Origin of the sequence: Enterobacter hormaechei ATCC 49162 (assembly GCF_001875655.1) — a bacterium.
In the GTDB taxonomy this organism is placed as follows: domain Bacteria; phylum Pseudomonadota; class Gammaproteobacteria; order Enterobacterales; family Enterobacteriaceae; genus Enterobacter; species Enterobacter hormaechei.
The window spans coordinates 2,502,197-2,521,430 of record NZ_MKEQ01000001.1; the positions used below are offsets into that span (position 1 = coordinate 2,502,197).

The 19,234-nt window shown below is 57.8% G+C and carries 16 protein-coding genes; 12 read left to right on the forward strand and 4 right to left on the reverse strand.

Annotated elements, in window-relative coordinates:
• Window positions 1–30: 30 nt before the first annotated feature.
• Window positions 31–351, reverse strand: coding sequence for a DDRRRQL repeat protein YjdP (gene yjdP / locus BH712_RS12535; RefSeq protein ID WP_006810445.1), 321 nt, complete (start codon window positions 349–351; stop codon window positions 31–33).
• Between the two features lie 69 nt (window positions 352–420).
• Entirely contained in the window at window positions 421–2,700 is a 2,280-nt protein-coding gene (locus tag BH712_RS12540) for an ATP-binding protein (RefSeq protein ID WP_006810446.1), read from the reverse strand.
• A gap of 125 nt (window positions 2,701–2,825) precedes the next feature.
• Here BH712_RS12540 and BH712_RS12545 point away from each other — a divergent pair, with 125 nt between their 5' ends.
• The 6 genes from BH712_RS12545 (at window position 2,826) to BH712_RS12570 (ending at window position 8,999) form a co-directional block, all read left to right on the forward strand.
• Window positions 2,826–4,346: a sugar ABC transporter ATP-binding protein gene (locus tag BH712_RS12545; RefSeq protein ID WP_006810447.1), complete on the forward strand. Its 1,521-nt coding sequence runs from the start codon at window positions 2,826–2,828 to the stop codon at window positions 4,344–4,346.
• Window positions 4,343–5,338 carry an ABC transporter permease subunit gene (locus BH712_RS12550; protein ID WP_006810448.1) on the forward strand — a complete coding sequence of 332 codons (996 nt, stop codon included), beginning with the start codon at window positions 4,343–4,345 and terminating at the stop codon, window positions 5,336–5,338. The genes BH712_RS12545 and BH712_RS12550 overlap by 4 nt, the downstream gene beginning before the upstream one ends.
• A gap of 28 nt (window positions 5,339–5,366) precedes the next feature.
• Window positions 5,367–6,308 (forward strand): ABC transporter substrate-binding protein, encoded by a 942-nt coding sequence (locus BH712_RS12555; protein ID WP_006810449.1) that lies wholly within the window; start codon window positions 5,367–5,369, stop codon window positions 6,306–6,308.
• Window positions 6,309–6,422: 114 nt separating this feature from the next.
• Window positions 6,423–7,109, forward strand: a complete 687-nt coding sequence (locus tag BH712_RS12560) for a D-lyxose/D-mannose isomerase (protein ID WP_006810450.1) — start codon at window positions 6,423–6,425, stop codon at window positions 7,107–7,109.
• A 10-nt stretch (window positions 7,110–7,119) separates the two neighbouring features.
• Window positions 7,120–7,980, forward strand: coding sequence for a ketose 1,6-bisphosphate aldolase (locus BH712_RS12565; protein WP_006810451.1), 861 nt, complete (start codon window positions 7,120–7,122; stop codon window positions 7,978–7,980).
• Window positions 7,980–8,999 carry a carbohydrate kinase family protein gene (locus BH712_RS12570; RefSeq protein WP_006810452.1) on the forward strand — a complete coding sequence of 340 codons (1,020 nt, stop codon included), beginning with the start codon at window positions 7,980–7,982 and terminating at the stop codon, window positions 8,997–8,999. The genes BH712_RS12565 and BH712_RS12570 overlap by 1 nt, the downstream gene beginning before the upstream one ends.
• Here BH712_RS12570 and BH712_RS12575 read toward each other — a convergent pair.
• The gene (locus BH712_RS12575; RefSeq protein ID WP_006810453.1) at window positions 8,981–9,712 is read right to left on the reverse strand and encodes a response regulator; all 732 of its coding nucleotides are present in this window, start codon (window positions 9,710–9,712) and stop codon (window positions 8,981–8,983) included. The genes BH712_RS12570 and BH712_RS12575 overlap by 19 nt on opposite strands.
• 256 nt (window positions 9,713–9,968) lie before the next feature.
• Between BH712_RS12575 and fdhF the strand changes: the two genes are divergently transcribed.
• From fdhF to BH712_RS12595, 3 genes are all read left to right on the forward strand, one after another.
• The gene (gene fdhF / locus BH712_RS12585) at window positions 9,969–12,116 is read left to right on the forward strand and encodes a formate dehydrogenase subunit alpha (RefSeq protein WP_080010477.1); all 2,148 of its coding nucleotides are present in this window, start codon (window positions 9,969–9,971) and stop codon (window positions 12,114–12,116) included.
• A gap of 323 nt (window positions 12,117–12,439) precedes the next feature.
• Window positions 12,440–12,592, forward strand: a complete 153-nt coding sequence (locus BH712_RS12590) for a Hok/Gef family protein (RefSeq protein WP_006810456.1) — start codon at window positions 12,440–12,442, stop codon at window positions 12,590–12,592.
• A gap of 121 nt (window positions 12,593–12,713) precedes the next feature.
• Window positions 12,714–13,388 carry a tetratricopeptide repeat protein gene (locus BH712_RS12595; protein WP_006810457.1) on the forward strand — a complete coding sequence of 225 codons (675 nt, stop codon included), beginning with the start codon at window positions 12,714–12,716 and terminating at the stop codon, window positions 13,386–13,388.
• A gap of 51 nt (window positions 13,389–13,439) precedes the next feature.
• Here BH712_RS12595 and gltP read toward each other — a convergent pair whose 3' ends face one another.
• Window positions 13,440–14,753 (reverse strand): glutamate/aspartate:proton symporter GltP, encoded by a 1,314-nt coding sequence (gene gltP / locus BH712_RS12600; RefSeq protein WP_006810458.1) that lies wholly within the window; start codon window positions 14,751–14,753, stop codon window positions 13,440–13,442.
• Between the two features lie 422 nt (window positions 14,754–15,175).
• On the opposite strand from gltP, the gene acs reads away from it, so the two are divergent.
• From acs to actP, 3 genes are all read left to right on the forward strand, one after another.
• Entirely contained in the window at window positions 15,176–17,134 is a 1,959-nt protein-coding gene (gene acs / locus BH712_RS12605) for an acetate--CoA ligase (RefSeq protein WP_006810459.1), read from the forward strand.
• Window positions 17,135–17,267: 133 nt separating this feature from the next.
• Complete coding sequence (locus BH712_RS12610; protein WP_006810460.1) at window positions 17,268–17,582, forward strand: DUF485 domain-containing protein; 315 nt, start codon at window positions 17,268–17,270, stop codon at window positions 17,580–17,582.
• The gene (gene actP, locus BH712_RS12615; RefSeq protein ID WP_006810461.1) at window positions 17,579–19,228 is read left to right on the forward strand and encodes a cation/acetate symporter ActP; all 1,650 of its coding nucleotides are present in this window, start codon (window positions 17,579–17,581) and stop codon (window positions 19,226–19,228) included. The genes BH712_RS12610 and actP overlap by 4 nt, the downstream gene beginning before the upstream one ends.
• Window positions 19,229–19,234 lie beyond the last annotated feature (6 nt).

Sequence of the window (19,234 nt, forward strand, 5' to 3'; positions counted from 1 at the left end):
CCGGCCTGTGCGTTGCGATACCGGAGTTAACTACCGATCGTAATCGTCCTCTAACCGGCGCTCATCCTCTTCTAAGCGACGACGATCGTCATCCAGCTGGCGCTGACGCTCGTCTAAACGCTGGCGTCGATCTTCTAACTGCCGACGACGATCGTCGTACTGTCGACTGTCGGTTTGACGGCTGCGATCGTAACGATCGTCGTCATCGTCATTACGGCTGCTGCCGGGGTTATAGGCGTCGTTGATCGCCTGCTGAATATTGCCAATGGCATCATCAATCACATCGGCATGCGCCAGTTGGCTGGTTAAAGTCAGCAGACCCAATAACAGAGCGGTAGAGTAACGTTTCATAAGGCCAGACTCGCAGGTGAACTGGTCTTAAAGTAATGAATGGCTGTTCGCTGGAGTAGCGGAGGAATCTCAAATTACCATCACCTTACGCAGCGCCTGCGCCAGCTGTGCGCGGGTGAACGGCTTTCGCAGTAACTGAACCTCCGGCAGCTGCGGGTTATGCGCCGGACGTAAATCCTGCCCGCTGATCAGCAGAACCGGCAACTGCGGATAGTGGCTGCGCACATGGTCGATGACCTCCGCACCGCTCAGGCCGCCCGGCAACATCAGGTCGCTGATAAACATGCCGATATCCGGCGATGCGTCCAGCATGTTTAGCGCCTGCTCGCCGTTTTCGGCTTCAAGCGTCAGGTAGCCAAGCTGGTGCAGTTGCTCGCACAGGGTCTGACGCACACCCGCCTCATCTTCCAGAACCAGCACAAGCAGCTCACTTTCTGCCGGGGCCGTGGTCGCCAGCACAGCATCATCGGAGAACGCGGGCAGCGTCGAGCGCGGCAGCTGGAGCCGCACGGTGGTTCCCTGCCCTGGCGCGCTTTCGATCTCAACGCGACCACCCGACTGGCGCACAAAGCCGTACACCATCGACAGCCCTAACCCGCTGCCGCTGCCGGTCTGTTTGGTGGTGAAGAACGGTTCAAAGACCTGCGATTTCACCTCCTGCGACATCCCGCAGCCGTGGTCAATCACCTCCAGCGCGACCATATCCTGTCTTCGCCCGTCGCTGCGGGTCACGCGCTGGTTCCAGGTGCGGATTTTAATCACACCGTTCTGCCCCTCCATTGCATCGCGCGCGTTCATTACCAGGTTGATAATGGCGTTTTCCAGCTGGCTGACGTCGATCCATGCGGGCCATGCCGGGGTTTGCGCTTCAATATCCAGCGTCAGCGTGGCGGGAAGCGAGTGCCGCATCAGCTCGCTCAGGTTCTCCAGCAGCGGCTTCATCTCTACCGCATGTGGATGCAGGGCCTGCTTGCGCGAGAAAGCCAGCAGGCGCTGGGTGAGCATGGCGCCGCGTTCCGCGGCTTTTAACGCACGGGTGATGCGCGGCGCGTCCGGTGATGATGAATCGGTCAGCTCCAGACTGCCGATAATCACCGCCAGCAGGTTATTAAAATCATGCGCCAGCCCGCCCGTCAGTTGCCCTACCGCCTTCATTTTCTGGCTGTGCAGTAGCGCCTCCTCCAGCCCCTGACGTTCGATGCGGTCGATCTCCATCTGTGTGGTTTTCTGTTTCAGCAGGCGCGTGGTGTGTTCAAGCGAGGCGGTGTTGCGGGCAAAAACGTTAAACGCGCGCGCCAGTTCCCCCAGCTCATCACGCCGCTGTAGCGCGGGCACCGACACATCCTGCTCGCCGTGAGCGAGACGCGACATTGCCCTTGAGATAGCCGTCAGGTTGGAGCCAAGATTACGGTAAATATACCAGCAGGCACAGCCGGTGATGATCAGCGCCAGCACCGCGAAAACGCTGATAAACACGCTGATGGACCGCAGCTCCTGGTGGCTTTGGCCGGTACGCAGCCGGGAGGCCTGTGCCACCTGTTCGACATACTGATTAATGTCGCGGTTTAATATCGCCACCAGCGCCTTGATGTGGAACATATACCAGCTGATGGACAGATCGCTCTCCTCCAGCTGCTTCGACAGTGGCGCGAGCTTGCGCAGCTCATCATTAAAATCCGGAAGCACCTGGTTGACCACCGGTTGCAGGGCGCTCGCGGGTAACCCCGCGGTTACTGCATCCAGCTGCTGCACCGTGGCGCGCGGTGAAGGGGTATCGATAGCGGCAACGATTAGCCTGTCCATCTCTGCAAGCTGCCTGGCATCTGGCACATTGCTCGCGTAACGGCGGTTGATATCCTGCAAATGACGCAGATAGCTTTGGCTTTGATACAGCGCGCTGAGTAGCGCGTTACGCTCCAGATGCCGCTTTTGCCCGCGTTCCAGCATGCCCGTCACGCTCTGCTGTAACTCATTGCTCCTGCGAATAATACGCGCCACCAGCGCTGGCTCCAGCTGTGCCAGCGGCGCATCGGCAAGCTGCTCCAGCGAGTGGCGCAGCGCCATCTGCGTCTGTTTTAGCCGTTCGGCTTCGCCTTTGTACTCCAGTGCACCGACCACCTGCGACAGCCGCACCGCCGCCGTTGCCACATTCGCGGTATCACGGGCGAGGTTCATGCTGCCGGTCATGTCATCCAGCGTTTGCCGCTGCACCTGCTCCTGGATCTGGCTGGCGTGACGAAAGCCGAGCACCGCCACGCCGCTGACCATCAGCGTTACCGCCACCACCAGCAGGTTAAATATCAGCAGGCGACCGCGGGCGCTGGTGAAGAACGGGGGGCGTGAAGACATGTTGACTCCGTAACTGTGATCCACATTCGCTATTCATAACTATGACAAATATGAACAGCTTCTGACATTTTGCATTTACGCGCCTGTGATGAAGTGCAGATATCGACATTCACAGGAGATCCGCCATGAGCAGAACCCCGGTTTTAGAGATGCGCCACATTGCCAAAACCTTTGGCAATTTCCACGCGCTCAAGGGTGTGGATTTGACGGTTTTCCCCGGTGAGATCCACGCGCTGATGGGAGAAAACGGCGCCGGGAAAAGCACGCTGATGAAGATCCTCGCAGGCGCGTATACCGCCAGCAGCGGCGAGATCCTCATCGACGGTCAGCCGTTTCACATCAAAGGCCCGAAAGATGCGCTGGCCGCAGGTATTACCCTGATTTACCAGGAGATGCAGCTTGCTCCGAACCTGACCGTGGCGGAAAACATTTTTCTTGGCAGCGAGCTGTCGCGCGGCGGGCTGGTGCAGCGCAAAGAGATGGCCGCCCAGGCGCAGGCGGTGATTGATCGTCTCGGCGCGCAGTTCAGCGCCACCGACCTGGTCATGAAGCTGACCATCGCCGAACAGCAGCAGGTGGAAATCGCCCGCGCGTTGCACCGCAACAGCCGCATTCTGGTGATGGACGAACCCACCGCCGCCCTCTCCTCCCGCGAAACCCACCGCCTGTTCGAACTGATTTTGCGCCTGCGCGATGAAGGGATGGCGATTATCTACATCAGCCACCGCATGGCGGAAGTGTATGAACTCTCTGACCGCGTCAGCGTGCTGCGCGACGGGCAATACGTCGGCAGCCTGACGCGCGATAAGCTCAATGCGTCAGAACTGGTGCGCATGATGGTGGGCCGTCCGTTAAGCGATCTGTTTAACAAAGAGCGCGATATTCCGCTCGGCAGCCCGCGTCTTAACGTGCACCACCTCACGGATGGCAAAAAAGTACAGCCGTGCAGTTTGCAGGTGCGCTCCGGCGAAATCGTCGGGCTGGCAGGGCTGGTCGGGGCCGGGCGTTCCGAGCTGGCGCAGCTGATTTTCGGCGTGCGCAAAGCCACCGGCGGCATGATTGAGGTGGACGGCGAACCGGTGGTGATCCACTCCCCGCGCGCGGCCATTGAAAACGGCATTGGTTTTCTTACCGAGAACCGCAAGGAGCAGGGGCTGTTTCTGGAGCTGGCGGCGCAGGAGAACATCACCATGGCGACGCTGGAGCGCGACGCCACCTTCGGCTGGCTGAACCGCAAAAAAGCGCAGTCCATTTCCGATGACGCCATCGCCCTGCTCAACATCCGCGTGCCCCATTCTCAGGTACGGGCGGGCGGACTTTCGGGCGGCAACCAGCAAAAGCTGCTGATCTCCCGCTGGGTGGCGATTGGCCCGCGCATTCTGATTCTGGACGAGCCGACGCGCGGCGTGGACGTCGGCGCGAAAAGCGAGATCTACCGCATCATGAACCAGATGGCGCGCAAGGGCGTGGCGATTCTGATGATCTCCAGCGAGCTGCCGGAAGTGGTGGGGATGAGCGACCGGGTGTACGTGATGCGGGAAGGCAGTATTGCGGGCGAGCTTCACGGGCGCGACATCTCTCAGGAAAACATTATGACGCTGGCAACCGGCGTGAACGACACACATCATCAGGCGGTGCAATCATGACAACTCCAACCCATCCGCAGCAGGTGGCGAAATCCGCCTCCGCCAAAAAAATGCTGATGAGCGATCTGATGCAAACGATCGGCATTTTGCCGATTTTAATCCTGATTGTGGCGGTATTTGGCTTTATCGCCCCCAACTTCTTCACCGAAAGCAACCTGCTCAACATTACCCGACAGGCGTCAATCAACATCGTACTGGCGGCCGGGATGACCTTCATCATCTTAACCGGCGGGATTGACCTCTCCGTTGGCTCGATTCTGGGCACCACGGCGGTGGCGGCGATGGTGGTGTCGCTCATTCCTGAATTTGCCATGCTCTCCATTCCGGCGGCGCTGATGCTCGGCATGGTGCTGGGCCTGTTCAACGGCGCGCTGGTGGCCTTCGCCGGGCTGCCGCCGTTTATCGTCACGCTCGGCACCTATACGGCGCTGCGCGGCGCGGCCTACCTGCTGGCGGACGGCACCACGGTGATTAACTCCAACATCAGCTTCGAGTGGATCGGCAATAACTATCTTGGCCCCGTACCGTGGCTGGTGGTGATCGCTCTGGCGGTGATTGTGGTGTGCTGGTTTATTCTGCGTCGCACCACCCTCGGCGTTCATATCTACGCGGTCGGCGGCAATATGCAGGCGGCACGCTTAACCGGCATCAAGGTCTGGCTGGTGCTGCTGTTTGTCTACGGCATGAGCGGCCTGCTCTCCGGCTTAGGTGGGGTGATGAGCGCCTCGCGCCTCTACAGCGCCAACGGCAACCTCGGCACGGGTTACGAGCTGGATGCGATTGCGGCGGTGATCCTCGGCGGCACCAGCTTCGTCGGCGGGATCGGCACGATCACCGGCACGCTGGTCGGGGCATTGATCATCGCCACCCTCAACAACGGCATGACGCTGATGGGCGTCTCCTACTTCTGGCAACTGGTGATCAAAGGGGCGGTGATCATCATTGCGGTGCTGATCGACAAATACCGTACCCGACACCATCAAAGTGCATAACAACAACACCCTACGTGAGGAATACAGCATGAGATTGAAGCTCTTAGTGACCGCGCTCTGTGCTGGCGCGCTGCTGGCCGCAACCCCGTTTGCGCAGGCAAAAGATCTGAAGTCCATCGGCGTGACGGTGGGCGACCTGGCTAACCCGTTCTTCGTGCAGATCACCAAAGGTGCCGAGCTGGAAGCGCGCAAGCTGGCGGGCGATAACGTCAAGGTGACGCTGGTCTCCAGCGGGTACGATCTGGGCCAGCAGGTGTCGCAGATTGATAACTTCATTGCCGCGAAAGTGGACATGATCATCCTCAACGCCGCGGATTCCAAAGGGATCGGCCCGGCGGTGAAGCGCGCTAAAGAGGCGGGGATCGTGGTCGTCGCGGTGGATGTAGCGGCGGAAGGGGCCGATGCGACCATCACCTCCGATAACACCCAGGCGGGGGAAATGGCCTGTAAGTACATTACCGACCGCCTGAAAGGTAAAGGCAACGTGGTGATCATCAACGGACCGCCGGTCTCTGCGGTGCAAAACCGTGTCGAAGGCTGTCAGACCGAGTTTAAACGCCATCCGGACATCAAGGTGCTCTCGGATAACCAGAACGCCAAAGGCAGCCGTGAAGGCGGGCTGGAAGTGATGACCTCCCTGCTGGCGGCCAATCCGAAGATCGACGGCGTATTCGCGATTAACGATCCGACGGCGATCGGCGCCGATCTGGCGGCGAAACAGGCCCAGCGCAACGAGTTCTTTATTGTCGGCGTGGACGGTTCCCCGGACGGTGAAGAGGCGCTGAAGCGCGAAAACTCCCTGTTTGTGGCGACCCCGGCGCAGGATCCGCAGGTGATGGCGGCGAAGGCGGTGGAGATCGGCTATGACATTCTTCAAGGCAAACCCGCGCCGAAAGAGCCTGTGCTGATCCCGGTGACGATGATCGATAAAAAGAACGTCGGCACGTATAAGGGGTGGACGGTTAAATAACATCCCTCACCCTAACCCTCTCCCCCCAGGGGAGAGGGAACGATTACACCCTCTCCCCTTTGGGGAGAGGGCTGGGGTGAGGGGTACATTTTGCACGTAACTTAAGGAGTCCCCATGAAACGCTCCGACATCAATGAAATCCTCGGCCACACGCGGCAATTTTTTTCGATGCACGACGTGCATCTCCCTCCGTTTGCCAGCTTTCCGCCCACAAAATGGCAGCAGCTTGACCAGGCCGCATGGCAGGAGGTGTTTGACCTCAGGCTTGGCTGGGACGTGACGGCGTTTAGCGGTAACAATTTTGCCGCACAGGGGCTAACGCTGTTCACCCTGCGCAACGGCTCCCCCAATGGCGTGCCTTATGAAAAGTGCTATGCCGAAAAAATCATGCACGTTCGCGACGGCCAGGTGACGCCGATGCATTTCCACTGGCGCAAGCGGGAAGACATCATTAACCGGGGCGGCGGGAATCTGATTATTGAGTTATGGAATGCGGGCGCGCATGAAGAGACCGAAAACACCGACGTGACCGTTACCGTTGACGGCTGTCGGCAAACCCACGCACCCGGCAGCCAGCTGCGCCTCACGCCAGGGGAAAGTATCTGCCTGACGCCCGGCCTGTACCACAGCTTCTGGGGCGAACGCGGCTTTGGCGACGTGCTGGTGGGCGAAGTGTCGTCGGTGAATGACGATGAGCACGACAACCACTTTTTACAGCCCATTGCCCGCTATAACGACATCGAAGAAGACGAACCGGCGGTGCTGGTGCTGTGCAACGAGTACACCCTCTTTCGAATATAAGGAGTGAACGATGCCACTGATTTCTCTTGCCGACGGTCTGGCACACGCCAGGGAACACCGCTACGCCCTGGGCGCGTTCAACGTGCTCGACTCCCATTTTCTCCGCGCGCTGTTTGCCGCCGCAAAGCAGGAACGCTCGCCGTTTATCATCAACATCGCGGAAGTGCATTTTAAGTACGTGTCTCTGGAGTCGCTGGTAGAAGCGGTGAAATTCGAAGCCGCCCGGCACGATATTCCCGTGGTGCTGAACCTCGACCACGGCCTGCATTTTGAAGCCGTGGTGCGCGCCCTGCGCTTAGGATTTAGCTCGGTGATGTTCGACGGCTCGACGCTGAGCTATGAGGAAAACATCCGCCAAACCCGGGAAGTGGTGAAGATGTGCCACGCGGTGGGCGTGTCGGTGGAGGCGGAGCTGGGTGCGGTCGGCGGGGATGAGGGCGGCGCGCTGTACGGGCATGCGGACGAAGCGTTCTTTACCGACCCACAGCTGGCGCGCGAGTTTGTCGACTCAACCGGTATCGACGCGCTGGCGGTCGCCATTGGCAACGCGCACGGCAAATACAAGGGCGAGCCGAAGCTTGATTTCCCGCGGCTGGACGCCATTCGTCAGCAGACGGGCCTGCCGCTGGTTTTACACGGCGGCTCTGGCATCAGCGATGCTGATTTCCGCCGCGCCATCGAGCTGGGTATTCACAAAATCAATTTTTACACCGGCATGTCGCAGGCCGCACTCGCCGCCGTCGAGCAGCGCATGGCGAACCGCCAGCCGCTGTACGATGAGTTTGCCGAACTGCTGCTGGGCATTGAAGAGGCTATTACCGATACGGTCGCGGAGCAGATGCGCATCTTCGGCAGCGCGGGGCAGGCATAATGGAACGCAAAGGGATCATTGCCGCAGGCAACATGCTGGTGGATCATGTTCACCAGATCGTACAGTGGCCGGAACGCGGCTGGCTGGCGGAAATCACCCACAGCGAACGCTCAACCGGCGGTGCGCCGCTCAACGTTCTGCTGACGCTGGCGAAAATGCACGTCGGCCTGCCGTTGCAGGCGGTGGGGCTGATTGGGGAAGACGGCGACGGAGACTATATTCTGGCGATGCTCGACCAGTATCACGTTAACCGCCAGCGGGTGCAGCGCACGACGTTCGCCCCGACCTCTATGTCGCAGGTGATGACCGACCCCAGCGGACAGCGCACCTTTTTCCACTCGCCGGGCGCCAACCGCCTGCTGGATCTTCCCGCCTTCGATCGTTTAGACGGCTCGCTGAAGATCTTCCATCTCGGCTACCTGCTGCTGCTCGACAGCCTGGACATGCCGGATGAGGAGTTTGGCACCCGTAGCGCGCGGTTACTGGCACAGATGCGCGATCAGGGGTATGAAACCTCGCTCGATCTGGTGTCCCGCAAGGGCGACCCGCGCTATCAGCCGCTGGTGCTCCCTGCCCTGCGCCATCTTGATTATCTGGTGATTAACGAACTGGAAGCCGGTGAGTTCAGCGGGCTTGAGATCCGCGACGACCACGATGCGCTGAACATGGCTCATATCGCCGACGCTGCCGCACAGCTGCTGGCGGCAGGCGTGCGGCAGCGGGTGGTGATCCACTGCCCGGAAGGGGCATGGGGTGAAGCGCCAGGTGAAGAAGGGCAATGGGTTCCGTCGTGGAGGCTGGAGCAGAACGAAATTATCGGCAGCGTCGGCGCGGGCGACGCGTTTTGCGCGGGCTTTTTATACGGCTGCCACGAATCTCTGCCGCTGACGGAGAGTATTTATCTGGCGCACGCCTGCGCGCGGGCCAGCCTGCTGGCGGCCAATGCAATTGACGGCGCGAAAACGCTGGCCGAGCTTCAGGCGTTTATTCAGGAGAACGGTCAGGCGGCTTTCTCATGATGGGAAACGTCTGCGGCAAAAACATAGCCCAGACCACGAATGGTTTTGATCAACAGAGGCTGGTGCGGATTGACCTCAATTTTTCGCCGCAGCCGCATGATCAACACGTCGATCGTGCGGTCAAAGACTTCGGCGCTTTCGCTGTGGGTCAGCTCCAGCAGCTGTTCACGGCTCAGTACCCGGCGGGCGTTTTGCGTTAATGCCAGCAGCAGGCCGTATTCGCCCTGGGTTAACGGCACGGTGTTACGCTGCGGATCGCTTAGCTCGCAGCGGGTGGTATCCAGCGTCCAGCCGTTAAAGGCAATACCTTCAACGCGCGGCGCGGCAGGCTCCGCGTCCAGTGCGCCGGTACGACGTAGCACCGCCTTAACGCGGGCGACCACCACGCGCGGATTGAACGGTTTTCCGATGTAATCATCAGCGCCCATTTCCAGCCCGACGACCACATCTGATTCACTTCCCAGCCCCGTCAGCATCACTACCGGTAGCGATGGTCGCTGCTTTTGCAGTTGCAGCAAAACCTGTAATCCGTTGATATCCGGCAACATCATGTCCAGCAGGACCAGCGCAATTCCGGGATCCTGCTGGACACGGTTTACCGCGTCCTGACCGGTGTGACACGTCAGCACGGTAAAGACGTGCTCGCTGAGCACATCCTGTAGCAGTTCGCAGACTGCGACATCATCATCAACCACCAGAATCGCCGGTTTCATCGCATGCTTCCGTCAGGGAATTATGTTAAGTCTGAACCATTCTGCCGTCGGCTCCAGCCGAATTGTTTTTTACGTGACGGAAATTCAAGCCATGTCACATCCCCTGCCCTTTCGACACGTCAATTTTGACGATTGGCTGTTTTTCGTCAGGGTTTTGCCTCGCAAAGGGTCGTAAAGTCAGGAAATACCCATACTAAAAACATGGCATAGAAGCTGCATATTGGGCAGGTAAGAACTGTTTAACTGGAGCAAAGTGATGAAAAAAGTCGTCACGGTTTGCCCGTATTGTGCCTCAGGTTGCAAGATCCACCTGGTGGTCGATAACGGCAAAATCGTCCGGGCGGAAGCGGCGCAGGGTAAAACCAATCAGGGCACGCTGTGCCTGAAAGGGTATTACGGCTGGGATTTTATTAACGATACCCAAATCCTCACGCCGCGCCTGAAAATCCCCATGATCCGCCGCGAGCGCGGCGGCAAGCTGGAAGCCGTCTCCTGGAATGAAGCGCTGGATTATGTCGCCACGCGCCTGAGCGCCATCAAGGCCAAGTATGGCCCGGATGCGATTCAGACCACCGGCTCCTCACGCGGAACCGGGAATGAAACCAACTATGTGATGCAAAAATTCGCGCGCGCCGTTATTGGTACCAATAACGTCGACTGCTGCGCTCGCGTCTGACACGGCCCATCGGTTGCAGGTCTGCACCAGTCGGTCGGTAACGGCGCAATGAGTAATGCCATCAACGAGATAGATAACACCGATCTGGTGTTCATCTTTGGCTATAACCCGGCGGATTCTCACCCTATCGTCGCGAATCACGTTATTCGCGCCAAACAGAACGGGGCGAAAATCATCGTCTGCGATCCGCGCAAAATCGAAACCGCGCGCATTGCGGATATGCACATCGCGCTGAAAAACGGCTCGAATATCGCGCTGTTGAATGCGATGGGGCACGTCATTATTGAGGAGAACCTGTACGATCAGGCGTTTGTCGCAAGCCGGACGGAAGGGTTTGAAGAGTATAGGAAAATCGTCGAAGGCTATACGCCGGAGTCGGTAGAGGCGATAACCGGCGTCAGCGCGCAGGAAATTCGCCAGGCGGCGCGGATGTACGCCGGGGCGAAAACCGCCGCCATCCTGTGGGGCATGGGCGTGACCCAGTTCTACCAGGGCGTGGAAACCGTGCGCTCGCTCACCAGCCTCGCGATGCTGACCGGGAATCTGGGTAAAGCGCATGTCGGCGTGAACCCGGTGCGGGGTCAGAATAACGTGCAGGGCGCGTGCGACATGGGCGCGCTGCCGGACACCTATCCGGGCTACCAGTACGTCAAATTCCCGGAAAACCGCGAGAAATTCGCGAAGGCCTGGGGCGTGGAGAGCCTGCCGGAACACACCGGATATCGCATCAGCGAGCTGCCGCACCGCGCGGCGCACGGTGAAGTGCGTGCGGCCTACATTATGGGTGAAGATCCGCTCCAGACCGACGCCGAGCTGTCTGCGGTGCGCAAAGGCTTTGAGGATCTGGAGCTGGTGATCGTCCAGGACATCTTCATGACCAAAACCGCGGCGGCGGCGGATGTGATTCTGCCATCAACCTCCTGGGGCGAGCATGAAGGTGTCTATACGGCAGCAGACCGCGGCTTCCAGCGCTTCTTTAAAGCGGTCGAGCCGAAGTGGGATCTGAAAACCGACTGGCAGATCATCAGCGAAATCTCCACCCGCATGGGCTACCCGATGCACTACAACAACACCCAGGAGATCTGGGACGAGTTGCGGCATCTGTGCCCGGACTTTTATGGGGCAACCTATGAAAAAATGGGTGAGCTGGGCTACATCCAGTGGCCGTGCCGGGATGAGTCAGAGGCCGACCAGGGGACGTCATACCTCTTTAAAGAGAAGTTCGACACCCCGAACGGACTGGCGCAGTTCTTTACCTGCGACTGGGTTGCGCCAATCGACAAACTCACCGACGAGTATCCGATGGTGCTCTCCACCGTGCGCGAAGTGGGCCACTACTCCTGTCGTTCCATGACCGGCAACTGCGCCGCGCTGGCGGCGCTGGCGGATGAACCGGGCTACGCGCAGATCAACACCGCCGATGCCGAACGGCTCGGTATTGAAGATGAAGCGCTGGTGTGGGTGAACTCGCGTAAAGGCCGCATCATTACGCGTGCACAGGTCAGCGAACGTCCGAACAAAGGGGCGGTCTACATGACCTACCAGTGGTGGATTGGCGCCTGTAACGAACTGGTGACGGAGAATTTAAGCCCGATAACCAAAACGCCGGAGTATAAATACTGCGCCGTAAACGTAGAGCCAATCGCGGATCAACACGCTGCGGAACAGTATGTGATCGACGAATATAACAAGCTGAAAGCCCGCCTGCGTGAAAGCGCAATGGGGTGATGCTGTTATTTAATCGCTGACTCAATGGGGTGATATATTCACCCCTTTTTTATTTCTGGCATAGCTATTAATTATATCTATATATATATTTCTGAAGGCGTCTCGCAGAAAAAATGTAATTCACGCGAAAATAAATTACATCTTTGCATTTTAATTCAGATGGATAAGATAAGCGGCGGGTGCTTAAGACTTTCTGTCTTGAGCATTGTTGAGGGACAGAAGGTGGAAAGCCCCGGGAAATTTGCATTTACCCGAGGCTACCCCTCAACAACCAACAGGTTGAGAGTAGCCTCTTATTCTTTTTTTCACAAGGAGTAAAAGGCATGACGCCATTAAAAACTGCGCTGGGCATGGTCTTTATTATTTGCCTGACGATAGTGATCTTTACCTTTATTACTCGCGGTAAGTTATGTGAGTTTTCAATAAAGGGTGAACATCAGGAGGTGGCGGCGAAATTAGCCTGTCACGCAGGCTAACCTCTTCGGGCGGAACAGCGGTTCCGCCCGGCTTGTAGGATGCTGAGGTCTTAACGCACCCGTTTTTTTCTTCTGTCGCCGCGATTATACTGCGCGGCATGTACCCAGATGATAAGAATCCATGAAACCCATTTTTCTGTTGTTGTTATTTTTCACCGCGTTTACCCATGCCGATGAGATAGGCAGCCAGTATAAAAAGCAGGCTGAAGCGGGCGATGCGCGCGCGCAGTATTATCTTGCTGATACGTACTTCAGCTCCGGTGACAGAAAGCAGGCCGCGCTGTGGGCCGAGAAAGCCGCGAAAGGCGGTGATGTCGACGCCATGGGGTTGCTATCGCAGATCCTCTTTACGCAGGGGGATTACGCTCAGGCTAAAGCGCTGGCGCAGCAGGCCACTATCGCTGGCAGCAAGCGCGGCACGATTATGCTGGCGCGCATTCTGGTGAATACGGAGGCGGGTAAAACCGACTACCCGCAGGCCATCACACTGCTGCAATCAGCGACCGAAGATATCGATAGCGACTCGGCGGTAGATGCGCAACAGCTGCTTGGGCTGATCTATGCCAACGGCGTTGAAGTCCCTCAGGATGACGTGCAGGCCGCGGCGTGGTTCAAGCGAAGCTCGGCCCTTTCCCGGACGGGCTATGCGGAATACTGGGCAGGAATGTTGTTCAGGCAGGGTGAGAAAGGCTTTATTACACCGAATAAACAGAAAGCGCTTTACTGGTTAAATCTGAGCTGTACCGAAGGGTTTGATACGGGGTGTGAAGAGTTTGATGCGTTAAGCGGGGAATAAAATCCCCTCACCCTAACCCTCTCCCCAAAGGGGAGAGGGAAAATAGTTACATCACTGGTCAGCCGTTTTATCAAAACGACCCAGCACCTCACGTTCATACGCCAGCGCTTTTTTACGGTCGAACTTGTGTTCCCACTTGGAGATAACCAACACCGCCAGCGCATTCCCCACCACGTTCAGCGCGGTACGCGCCATGTCGAGGATACGGTCCACACCGGCGATAAACGCCAGGCCTTCCAGCGGAATACCGACGCTGCCCAGCGTCGCCAGCAGCACCACGAAGGAGACGCCCGGCACGCCTGCAATACCTTTGGACGTCACCATCAGGGTCAGCACCAGCACGATCTCCTGCCACAGCGACAGGTCAATGCCGTACAGCTGCGCGATAAAGATAGCGGCGATACTCTGGTACAGCGTTGAACCGTCGAGGTTAAAGGAGTAGCCGGTCGGCACCACGAAGCTGGTGATGGACGCCGGTGCACCGTAGGCCTCCATCTTCTCAATGATACGCGGCAGCACGCTCTCGGAGCTTGCCGTGGAGTACGCCAGAATCAGCTCATCTTTCAGGATGCGGATCAGGATCCAGATGCTCAGCCCGCACAGGCGCGCCACAATGCCCAGCACCACCAGCGCGAAGAACAGGATGGCAAAGTGCACCAGAATTACCAGCTTCGCCAGCGGCCACAGGGAAGCAAAACCGAAGTTCGCCACGGTCACGGCAATCAACGCGAACACCCCGACCGGCGCATAGCGCATCACCATGTGGGTCACTTTAAACATGGTTTCGGAGACAGAGCGGAACACGGTGACCAGCGGTTCACGGTGCGTCGCGGGCAGGGAAGAAAGCCCCAGACCAAACAGCACCGAGAAGAAGATGATCGGCAGCATCTCGCCCTTCGCCATGGACGCGATAATGTTGGTCGGCACCAGCGACAGGATAGTGCCCATCAGACCGTGCGCATGGCTCTGCACGTCTGCGGTGGTGCTTTGGTATTTCGAAATATCCACCGTCGCCAGCTGCGACATATCGATCCCGGCCCCTGGCTGGAACACATTCGCCAGAGTGATGCCAAGAATGATGGCAACCGTGGTGATCACTTCGAAATAAAGAATGGTTTTCACACCGATGCGGCCTAACTGTTTCGCATCACCTACCCCGGCAATACCGACCACCAGCGTCGAGATCACAATCGGCACAACAATCATCTTGATCAGATGAATAAAGATGTCCCCTGCCGGTGAAAGCAGGTTCGCAATCAGCCACTCGCGGCTGTCGCTATGATAATGGAGATAACTGCCCAGCATAATGCCCAGCACAAGGGCCAGCAGGATCTGCCAGGCCAGGCTGACTTTCAAATTTTTCATAAAAACTGACTTCCTCAATGAATCTCCGCACCATCAAAACTGCATGAATATGGAGACATACTGAAAGGGTATGAATTGTGTTGCGTTGGTTTATGGGATTTTTTAACGCGGCGTATGAGTATCATTTGCACGGCATGCTGCGCAAGCCTTAAAGAACAAGGCATTTCACTGCAAAAAAGGTCAGTGACGGTAATTTATAACAATTCGCATAAATAACCATTTGTTATACAAAATATTTTCACTTCAAAAAAGTGAATAATTCTTCTGGTGAATTATTTACCTTCAAAGATTCATTCGCTCAATTTTCATACTCTTCAGACAATGCGTGATCTGTCGCCCAAATACTAAACAAAGCTTGTAAAGCCCCTACTATTAACGTTTTTGCGACATATTATTAACATCTTACAAGGAGAAAAAAAGCCATGAGCCAAATACACAAACACGACATTCCCGCAAACATTGCGGACCGTTGCCTGATAAGCCCGGAGCAGTACCAGGAGAAGTATCAGCAATCCATTTCCAGCCCTGACGCGTTCTGGGGTGAACAGGGTCACATCCTCGACTGGATCAAACCTTATCAGAAAGTCAAGAACACCTCTTTCGCGCCGGGCAATGTCTCCATTAAATGGTATGAAGACGGCACGCTGAACCTGGCGGCGAACTGCCTGGACCGTCATCTTGCCGAACGCGGCAACGAAACGGCCATTATCTGGGAAGGCGACGATGCCTCTCAGAGCAAACACATCTCCTATAAAGAACTGCATCGCGACGTCTGCCGCTTCGCCAACGTGCTGCTGGCCCAGGGCATCAAAAAAGGCGACGTGGTGGCGATCTATATGCCGATGGTGCCGGAAGCCGCGGTGGCTATGCTGGCCTGCGCGCGCATCGGTGCGATCCACTCCGTTATCTTCGGCGGCTTTTCCCCTGAAGCGGTTGCCGGGCGCATCGTTGACTCGAATTCGAAGCTGGTGATCACCGCTGACGAAGGCGTGCGCGCCGGGCGCGGCATTCCGCTGAAGAAAAACGTCGATGAAGCGCTGAAAAACCCGAACGTAACATCCATCAATAACGTCATTGTCCTCAAGCGCACAGGCGGCAAGATTGACTGGCACGAGGGGCGAGACCTGTGGTGGAGCGATCTGATTGAGAACGCCAGCGAGCAGCATCAGCCGGAAGAGATGAACGCGGAAGATCCGCTGTTTATCCTTTATACCTCCGGCTCCACCGGCAAGCCGAAAGGCGTGCTGCACACCACCGGCGGCTATCTGGTTTACGCAGCCACCACCTTTAAATACGTCTTTGACTACCATCCGGGCGACATCTACTGGTGCACCGCCGACGTGGGCTGGGTCACCGGTCACAGCTACCTGCTGTATGGCCCGCTGGCCTGCGGCGCAACGACGCTGATGTTTGAAGGCGTACCGAACTGGCCAACGCCAGCGCGTATGTGTCAGGTGGTCGACAAGCACCAGGTCAACATTCTCTACACCGCGCCAACGGCAATCCGTGCGCTGATGGCGGAGGGCGATAAGGCCATCGAAGGGACCGACCGCTCTTCCCTGCGCATCCTCGGTTCCGTGGGTGAGCCGATCAACCCGGAAGCCTGGGAGTGGTACTGGAAGAAAATCGGTAACGAGAAATGCCCGGTGATGGACACCTGGTGGCAGACCGAAACCGGCGGCTTCATGATCACCCCGATGCCGGGCGCCACGCAGCTGAAGGCCGGTTCGGCCACCCGTCCGTTCTTCGGCGTGCAGCCTGCGCTGGTGGATAACGAAGGCAACCCGCAGGAAGGGGCCACCGAGGGCAACCTGGTGATCGTCGATTCCTGGCCGGGCCAGGCGCGTACCCTGTTCGGTGACCACGAGCGGTTCGAGCAGACCTACTTCTCGACCTTCAAAAACATGTACTTCAGCGGCGACGGCGCGCGCCGGGACGAAGACGGTTATTACTGGATCACCGGGCGCGTGGACGACGTGCTGAACGTCTCCGGCCACCGTCTGGGCACGGCGGAGATTGAGTCCGCGCTGGTGTCGCATCCGAAGATTGCCGAAGCGGCGGTTGTCGGCATTCCGCACAACATCAAAGGCCAGGCGATCTACGCCTACGTCACGCTGAACCACGGCGAAGAGCCGTCGCCAGAGCTGTATACCGAGGTGCGCAACTGGGTACGTAAAGAGATTGGCCCGCTTGCCACGCCGGACGTGCTGCACTGGACCGACTCACTGCCGAAAACCCGTTCCGGCAAGATTATGCGTCGTATTCTGCGCAAAATCGCGGCGGGCGACACCAGTAACCTCGGTGATACCTCAACGCTTGCGGATCCTGGCGTGGTGGACAAACTGCTCGAAGAGAAGCAGGCCATCGCAATGCCTTCATAATTTTTTCTCCCTCTCCCCGTGGGAGAGGGCCGGGGTGAGGGCATCAGACCGCACCTTCCTCCCCTCACCCTAACCCTCTCCCCACAGGGGAGAGGGGATAAAACAAACCAACCTTACTTCTGGAGACTCTGTGATGAATAACGATATTTGTCAGCAGATAGAGAATAGTGCGCACTACAGGGAGCTCGTCGATAAACGGCAACGGTTTGCCTTCATCCTTTCCATCATCATGCTGGTGATTTACGTCGGCTTTATTCTGCTCATCGCCTTTGCTCCGCAGTGGCTCGGTACACCGCTGCACGCGGGAACCAGCGTCACGCGCGGCATTCCGATTGGCATTGGCGTGATTGTGATTTCGTTTGTGCTGACGGGTGTGTACGTCTGGCGCGCCAACGGTGAATTCGATCGTCTTAATAAAGAAGTTCTGCGTGAGGTAAAAGCATCATGAAGCGAGTCCTGACGGCGCTAGCCGCCACACTTCCCTTTGCCGCACACGCGGCAGATGCCCTTACCGGCGAAGTCCAGCGCCAGCCTACCAACTGGCAGGCGATTATCATGTTCCTGATTTTCGTGGTGCTGACGCTCTATATCACATACTGGGCGTCGAAACGCGTACGCTCCCGTAACGATTACTACACCGCGGGCGGCAACATTACCGGCTTTCAGAACGGGCTGGCGATTGCGGGGGACTTTATGTCCGCCGCCTCGTTCCTCGGGATCTCCGCGCTGGTCTACACCTCCGGCTATGACGGACTGATCTACTCCCTCGGCTTCCTCGTGGGGTGGCCGATCATTCTGTTCCTGATTGCCGAGCGCCTGCGTAACCTTGGCCGCTACACCTTTGCGGACGTGGCTTCATACCGCCTGAAACAAGGCCCTATCCGCATGCTCTCTGCCTGCGGTTCGCTGGTGGTCGTGGCCCTTTACCTGATTGCCCAGATGGTGGGAGCAGGCAAGCTGATCGAACTGCTGTTCGGCCTGAACTACCACGTCGCGGTGGTGCTGGTAGGGGTGCTGATGGTGATGTACGTCCTGTTCGGCGGTATGCTGGCAACGACCTGGGTGCAGATCATCAAAGCCGTACTGCTGCTGTTCGGTGCGAGCTTTATGGCCTTTATGGTGATGAAGCACGTCGGCTTTAGCTTCAATAATCTGTTTACCGAAGCCATGTCAGTACACCCGAAAGGGGAAGCGATCATGAGCCCGGGCGGGCTGGTGAAAGACCCGATATCCGCGCTCTCGCTCGGCCTCGGCCTGATGTTCGGTACCGCTGGCCTGCCGCACATTCTGATGCGCTTCTTTACGGTGAGCGATGCGCGTGAAGCGCGTAAGAGCGTCTTCTACGCCACCGGCTTTATGGGTTACTTCTATATCCTGACCTTTATCATCGGCTTCGGCGCAATCATGCTGGTGGGGGCGAACCCGGCGTTTAAAGACGCGGCGGGCGCGCTGATTGGCGGTAACAACATGGCGGCGGTGCACCTGGCCGACGCGGTGGGCGGCAACCTGTTCCTCGGCTTTATCTCTGCCGTGGCCTTCGCCACCATCCTCGCGGTGGTCGCCGGGCTGACGCTGGCCGGGGCGTCTGCGGTATCGCATGACCTCTACGCCAACGTTTTCCGCAAAGGCGCGAGCGAACGCGATGAGCTGAAGGTCTCCAAAATCACCGTGCTGGTGCTGGGCGTTGTGGCGATTCTGTTAGGCATTCTGTTCGAGAAGCAGAACATCGCCTTTATGGTGGGGCTGGCCTTCTCAATTGCGGCAAGCTGTAACTTCCCGATCATCCTGCTCTCCATGTACTGGTCCAAACTGACCACCCGTGGGGCGATGATTGGCGGCTGGCTGGGCCTGCTGACGGCGGTAATTCTGATGATCCTCGGCCCGACCATCTGGGTGCAGATCCTCGGTCACGAAAGCGCTATCTTCCCTTACGAGTACCCGGCGCTGTTCTCCATTGCCGTGGCGTTTATCGGGATCTGGATCTTCTCGGCCACCGACAACTCGCCGGAGGGTAACCTGGAGCGTGAGAAATTCCGCGCCCAGTTTATCCGCTCGCAAACTGGCCTGGGCGTTGAGCAGGGCCGCGCGCACTAAGCCTTT